Origin of the sequence: Phycicoccus flavus (genome assembly GCF_004025965.2) — a bacterium.
In the GTDB taxonomy this organism is placed as follows: domain Bacteria; phylum Actinomycetota; class Actinomycetes; order Actinomycetales; family Dermatophilaceae; genus Phycicoccus; species Phycicoccus flavus.
This window is the reverse complement of the sequence record NZ_SAYU02000111.1, coordinates 1-6,626: the sequence shown is the minus strand read 5'-3', so window position 1 is coordinate 6,626 and position 6,626 is coordinate 1. Positions and strand designations below refer to the sequence as shown.

General features: G+C 76.3%; 6 protein-coding genes and 1 pseudogene. 6 read left to right on the top strand and 1 reads right to left on the bottom strand.

What is annotated here, in order from left to right:
* Positions 1-111: 111 nt before the first annotated feature.
* On the bottom strand, positions 112-876 hold the full coding sequence (locus tag EPD83_RS19525) for an IclR family transcriptional regulator (RefSeq protein WP_164896723.1): 765 nt from the start codon (positions 874-876) through the stop codon (positions 112-114).
* Positions 877-967: 91 nt separating this feature from the next.
* Here EPD83_RS19525 and EPD83_RS19520 point away from each other — a divergent pair, with 91 nt between their 5' ends.
* The 6 genes and pseudogenes from EPD83_RS19520 to EPD83_RS19495 all read left to right on the top strand — a co-directional run.
* A complete protein-coding gene (locus tag EPD83_RS19520; RefSeq protein WP_128368190.1) occupies positions 968-2,317 on the top strand; it encodes an NAD(P)/FAD-dependent oxidoreductase in 1,350 nt (449 codons plus the stop codon).
* A gap of 17 nt (positions 2,318-2,334) precedes the next feature.
* A complete protein-coding gene (locus EPD83_RS19515; protein WP_165567031.1) occupies positions 2,335-3,048 on the top strand; it encodes a corrinoid protein in 714 nt (237 codons plus the stop codon).
* Positions 3,045-3,371 carry a virulence factor gene (locus tag EPD83_RS20820; protein WP_164896506.1) on the top strand — a complete coding sequence of 109 codons (327 nt, stop codon included), beginning with the start codon at positions 3,045-3,047 and terminating at the stop codon, positions 3,369-3,371. Before EPD83_RS19515 ends, EPD83_RS20820 begins: the two co-directional genes overlap by 4 nt.
* Positions 3,368-4,264, top strand: a complete 897-nt coding sequence (locus tag EPD83_RS19505; RefSeq protein WP_128367120.1) for a dihydropteroate synthase — start codon at positions 3,368-3,370, stop codon at positions 4,262-4,264. The genes EPD83_RS20820 and EPD83_RS19505 overlap by 4 nt, the downstream gene beginning before the upstream one ends.
* A gap of 22 nt (positions 4,265-4,286) precedes the next feature.
* Entirely contained in the window at positions 4,287-6,251 is a 1,965-nt protein-coding gene (locus EPD83_RS19500; protein WP_205859628.1) for an ASKHA domain-containing protein, read from the top strand.
* A gap of 4 nt (positions 6,252-6,255) precedes the next feature.
* Positions 6,256-6,626 (top strand): annotated as a pseudogene (locus EPD83_RS19495) (hypothetical protein); the annotation flags it as partial.

Genomic DNA, 6,626 nt, shown 5'->3' with positions numbered 1-6,626 from the left:
CGGGACCGGCGGCCTCGCGCCGGCGCCGGCGGCCGCGCTCGGGGCGGCCCCCGGCGTCGGGGCCGGCAGTGCCGGCGGGGTCGACGGGCGCGGCGGTGACGGCGTGCTCGGTCATCGGGACTCCTCCTCCGGACTGCTGACCGGCCCGGCCAGCTGCGACCCCCAGGCCCGGGCCACCCGCCCGGCGGTCTCGACGAGCGCGCTCTCGACCTCGGCCACCCGCGCCGGGTCCGGGAAGCGGTAGGACGGGCCGTAGGCGTAGATCGCCGCCACCGCCGCGCCGTCCCGGTCCCGGACCGCGACGGCGCCGCTGGTCAGCCCCTCGACGTAGTCCTCGACCGTCCACCAGACCCCGTCCGGGTCGCCCTCGGCCAGGCGGCGCCGGACCGTCGCGGCGTCCGGGTGCTCGTCCAGGTACTGCTCGAGCACCTCGGCGGACCACGTCGACATCACGCACAGCCCCGACCCCCCGGCGTGCAGCGGCCAGCGCATGCCCTCCCAGTTCTGCGCCTGCACCGGGCGGGGGGTGTCGACCTGGAGCACGGTGACGGTGTCGTCGCCGGCGCGCACCGACAGCCCGGTGGCCTCGTCGAGGAGGGTCGCGAGCCCGACGAGATGCGGGTAGGCGACGTCCTCGATGGTCTGCTCGCGCTCCTCGGCCTCGCCGCCGAGCGCGGAGACGGCCGGGCCGATGCGGTAGGTGCCGTCGTCGTCGCGGCGCAGCGCGTCGACGCCGACGAGGGTCGAGAGCAGGCGCGCGGTGGTGCTGACCGGCAGGTCCGTGGCCCCGGCGAGGTCGACGAGCCCCGCCGGTCGCTCGGCCACCGCGCCGAGGAGGGCGACCGCCCGCTGGACGCTCTGGACTCCGCTGCTCACGCGGCGTACCTTACCGCTCAACGGTAACCAGCGACAGATTCCCGCATTGTGGTAATCACCTGGTCGGCACGAGGCTGGCGAGGAGGTGGACATGGCGCTCAGCGCGCCACCCGCTTCCCCGCGTGCCGACGCGGTCGTCGTCGGCGCGGGAGTCGTCGGCGCGTCCGTCGCCTTCGAGCTCGCCCGTCGGGGCCGGGAGGTCCTCGTCGTCGACGCCCTGCCCGCCGCCGGCTTCGGGTCGACGAGCGCCTCCAGCGCCATCGTCCGGTTCTCCTACTCCACCGCCGCCGGGTGCGCGATGGCCTGGGAGGGCCTGCACTACTGGCGCGGGTGGGCCAACCACCTCGCCGACGGCGGGTCCGAGGTCCCCGACGAGCGCGGCCTCGCCCGCCTCGTCACCTGCGGCATGGCGCTCGTCGACGACGGCAGCGGCTGGGTGCAGCGGGTGCAGGGCCACTTCGACGCGCTCGGCGTCCCGTACGAGTCCTGGGACGCCGCCGAGCTCGCCCGTCGCGTCCCGCTCGTCGACGCGCGCCGCCTCGGCCCGCCGGTGCCGGTCGACTCCGAGAGGTTCTGGGCCGACCCCGACGACGCGCCACCGCTGCCCGGCGCCCTGTGGAGCCCGGACGCCGGCTACGTCGACGACCCGCAGCTGGCCAGCCACAACCTCCAGCGCGCCGCCGAGGCCCGCGGCGCCACCTTCCGCTTCCGCACCCGCGTCGTCGCGGTCGAGCGGGACGCCGGCCGGGTCACCGGGGTGCGCCTCGAGGACGGCAGCACCGTCGCCGCCCCCGTGGTCGTCAACGTCGCCGGCCCGGCCTCGGCCCGGGTCAACGACCTGGCCGGCCTCACCGGGACGATGCGCATCCGCACCCGGCCGATGCGCCAGGAGGTGCACCACCTGCCCTCGCCGCTCGACGACACCGGGACGCCGCTCACCTGTCTGCTCAGCGACGACGACTCCGGCGTCTACGTGCGGCCCGGCACCGGCGGGACGCTGTCGGTCGGGTCGCTGGAGCCGGCCTGCGACGAGCTGGAGTGGATCGAGGACCTCGACGACTACCCGGCCACCGTCACGCCGGCCGGCTGGGAGCGGCAGACGCTGCGGCTGGCCAAGCGGCTGCCCGGGCTCCGCATCCCGAACCGCCCGGCCGGCGTCGTCGGGGTCTACGACGTCGCCGACGACTGGATCCCCGTCTACGACCGCACCGACCTCGACGGCTTCTACGTCGCCATCGGCACCTCCGGCAACCAGTTCAAGAACGCGCCCGTCGCCGGGCACTGCGTCGCCGAGCTCGTCGAGGCGGTCGAGGGCGGGCACGACCACGACGCCGACCCGCTCGTCGTCACCGCGCGCCACACCGGCGCGCCCCTGGACCTCGGGGTCTTCTCGCGCAACCGCGAGGTCACCCCCGGGAGCAGCTACACCGTGCAGGGCTGAGCCGAGGAGAGAGACCCATGTCCGAACCCGAGATCGACCTCGGCGCGCTGGCCGACGGCGAGCTCGTCGAGCAGATGCACGACGACCTCTACGACGGCCTGGCCGACGAGGTCGCCGAGGGCACCCGCATCCTCCTCGGCCGCGGCTGGGACGCCCAGCGCGTGCTGGCCGAGGCGCTCGTCGAGGGCATGCGGATCGTCGGCGTCGACTTCCGCGACGGCATCCTCTTCGTCCCCGAGGTGCTCCTGGCGGCGAACGCGATGAAGGCCGGGATGGCGCTGCTGCGGCCGCTGCTCGCCGAGACCGGCGCGCCGCCGGTCGGCAAGGTCGTCATCGGCACCGTCAAGGGCGACATCCACGACATCGGCAAGAACCTCGTGGCGATGATGCTCGAGGGCGCCGGCTTCGAGGTCGTCGACATCGGCATCAATAACGACGCCGCAGCCTACCTCGAGGCGCTGGAGACCCACCGGCCCGACGTCCTCGGGATGTCGGCGCTGCTCACGACGACGATGCCGTACATGAAGGTCGTCATCGACGCCATGGTCGAGCGCGGCGTGCGCGAGGACTACATCGTCCTCGTCGGCGGGGCGCCGGTGAACGAGGAGTTCAGCGTGGCCGTCGGGGCCGACGCCTACTGCCGCGACGCCGCCGTCGCCGCCGAGACCGCCCAGCGGCTCGTGCTCCAGCGACGCGGGTCGGCCCCGGCGCTGGAAGGGGCCCCGGCGTGAGCCCGCGCGAGACCGGACCCCAGCTGAGCGTCATCTGGTGGCAGGACCTCCCGGCCCAGGTCGTCGCCCGCGACGCCGCCCGCAGCGCCCGCGCCGAGCTGCACCCGCGCTTCCAGCGCGCCATCGACCGGGCGGCGATGGGCGGCGGGCTGGCCGGCGCCGACGAGTACATGGAGCACTGGCGCACCGTGACCCGGCCGTGCGGCCCCGACCTCGACGCCGAGGTGGCCGCCGAGGTCGCGGCCCTGGAGCAGGCCCACCCCAAGGAGCGGGTCGAGGAGATCGTCCGCGCCGTCCGGGACGCCCGCGAGGACACCCCGTGACCGACACCCTGCTCTCCTCGGCCACCCGCGAGGTCACCATCGGCCACGACCGGCCCTTCGTCGTCATCGGCGAGCGCATCAACCCCACCGGCCGCAAGGCGCTCGCGGCCGAGATGGTCGCCGGCGACTACGACCGCGTCGTCGCCGACGCCCTGGCGCAGGTCGAGGCCGGGGCCACGGTGCTCGACGTCAACGCCGGCATCCCGCTGGCCGACGAGCCCGCGATCCTCGCCGAGGCCGTCCGGCGGGTGCAGGCCGTCGTCGACGTGCCGCTGTCCATCGACTCCTCGGTCGTCGCCGCCCTGGAGTCCGGGCTCGCCGCGTACGACGGCAAGGCGCTCGTCAACTCCGTCACCGGCGAGGAGGACCGGCTGGAGTCCGTCCTGCCGCTCGTCGCCCGGCACGGGGCCGCGGTCGTCGCGATCACCAACGACGAGAACGGGATCGACGAGGACCCGGACGTCCGCTTCGAGGTCGCCCGCCGGATCGTCCAGCGGGCCGCGGACCACGGCATCGCCGCGGCCGACGTCGTCGTCGACCCGCTCGTCATGCCCATCGGGGCGGTGGCCACGGCCGGGCGGCAGGTCGTCACGCTCGTCCGCCGGCTGCGCGACGAGCTCGGGGTGAACACGACGTGCGGCGCCTCGAACATCGCCTTCGGACTGCCGCACCGGCCCGGCATCAACGCCGCGTTCCTCGCCATGTCGATCGGCGCCGGCCTCAGCTCGGCCATCACCAACCCGCTGGAGGCGCAGGTCCGCGAGGCGGTCATGGCCGCCGACGTGCTCACCGGCAACGACGCGCACTGCGCTCGCTGGATCGCTCAGCACCGCTCGCCCGAGGACGCGGCCGTCCGGCGAGGGGGCCGGCGCCGGGCTGCCCGTGCCGGCTGACCCGCCGGTCACCGTCTCCTTCGTGCCGTCCGGGCGGCGGGGGACGGTGCCGGCCGGGACGACCGTGCTGGACGCCGCCCGCGCGCTCGGGGTCGACGTCGACTCGGTGTGCGGCGGGCGCGGGCTCTGCGGACGCTGCCAGGTGACCCTCGGCGAGCGTCCGGGGCTGCCCGCCGACCCCGGCCGGCTGTCGCCACCGTCGCTGCCCGAGACCGGGTACGCCGGCCGCCGGCCGCTGGCGCCGGGGCACCGGCTGGCGTGCGCCGCCCAGGTGCTGGCCGACGTCGTCGTCGACGTCCCCGAGGCCAGCCAGGTGCACCGGCAGGTCGTCCGCAAGGAGGCCGGGCGGCCCGACGTCGCGGTCGACCCCGTGCTGCGCCTGCACTACGTCGAGCTGCCGGAGCCGATCCTGGAGCAGCCGACCGGCGACGCGGAGCGGCTGGCCGCGGCCCTCGCGGCCGAGTGGGGCCTCGCGGACGTGCGGCCGGACCACCACGTGCTCGTGGCCCTGCAGCCCGCCCTGGACGCCGGGCACCGGGAGGTCACCGTCGCCGTCCGGGACGGCCGCGAGGTCGTCGCCGTCTGGCCGGGGCTGCGCGACGCCGCCCACGGGGTGGCCGTCGACGTCGGGTCGACGACGCTGGCGGCGCACCTGTGCGACCTGGCGTCCGGTGCGGTGCTGGCGTCGGCCGGGCGGATGAACCCGCAGATCGCCTACGGCGAGGACCTCATGAGCCGGGTGTCGTACGCCATGCTCGAGCCCGGCGGCGCCGCCCGGCTCACCGCGGCCGTCCGCGAGGCGCTGGCCGGGCTCGTCGTCACCCTCTGCGAGGACGCGGGGATCTCCCCCGAGGACGTCCTCGAGCTGACGATGGTCGGCAACCCGGTGATGCACCACCTCGTCCTCGGGCTCGACCCGACCCGGCTGGGGTCGGCACCGTTCGCCCTGGCCACGAGCGGGGCGGTGACGGTGGCGGCGTCGACGCTCGGGCTCGGGGTCCACCGCGGGGCGCGGGTGTACCTGCCGCCGTGCGTGGCCGGTCACGTGGGCGCCGACGCCGCGGCCATGGTGCTCGCCGAGGGCCCGCACCGGTCGGACGCGCTCCTGCTCTGCGTCGACGTCGGCACGAACGCCGAGATCGTCCTCGGGGACCGGCACCGCGTGCTCGCCGCCTCCTCCCCCACCGGGCCCGCCTTCGAGGGCGCGCAGATCTCCGGCGGCCGGCGGGCCGCACCGGGCGCCGTCGAGCGCGTGCGGATCGACCGCGCGACCTACGAGCCGCGGGTGCGGGTCATCGGCGTGGACGCCTGGTCCGACGAGCCGGAGTTCGCCCGCCGCAGCCGCCGCGCCGGGGTCACCGGCATCTGCGGGTCCGGGATCATCGAGGCCGTCGCCGAGCTGTACCTCGCGGGCGTCGTCGGGTCCGACGGCACGATCCGGCCGGTCGACTCGGCGCGGATGGTGCCCGAGGGGCGGACCTGGGGCTACCGGCTCTGGGAGGACCCCGAGATCGTCGTCCGGCAGGCCGACGTGCGCGCCGTCCAGCTGGCCAAGGCCGCGCTGCAGGCCGGCTGCCGGCTGCTCCTGGACCGGGCCGGGGTGGACGAGGTCGACGAGGTGCGGCTGACCGGTGCCTTCGGCAGCCACATCGACCCCCTGTACGCGGCCGTGCTCGGGCTCGTGCCGGACTGCGACCTCGACCGGATCCGCTCGGTGGGCAACTCCGCCGGGCGCGGGTCGCTCATGGTGCTGCTGTCGGCCGCCGCGCGCCGCGAGGTCGAGGAGGTCACCGGGCGCGTCGAGAAGGTCGAGACCGCCGTCGAGCCGCGCTTCCAGGAGCACTTCGTCGCCGCCCTCGGCTTCCCGCACGGCACGTTCCCCTCACCGCACCTCGCGTCCCGGGTCGCCCTGCCCCCACCCGTCGCCCCGCCCGCCCGCGGCCGCCGCCGCAGCGGTGGCGAGGCGCCGTCCGCGGTGGTGTCCTGAGCCCGTGGCCGACGACCTCCTCCCGACCGCGGACCCCGCCGGCCTGCTGGAGCGCGCCGTCGCGGCCCGGGTCGGGCAGGCGGCACCGGTGCTGCGGGACTGGTACCGGCCTGCCGCCCTGCGGGCCCAGCTGGCCGGCCACCTGGGCGACGAAGTCGACCGCGTCGCGGACGCCGGCTTCGGCGCCGGGCTGCGCGAGGCCATCGGCCCCCGCGCGGCCGGCTCCGCGCGGGTGACGGACCCGCTGGCCTGGGCCAACCGGGTGCTCGGGCTGCCGGGGGGAGGCTGGGCCCTCACCGGCATCCGCTTCCGCGGCATGGACCCCGGGCGGCCGTTCGTCGACGTCGTCGCCACCGACGCCGCCCCCGACCCCGA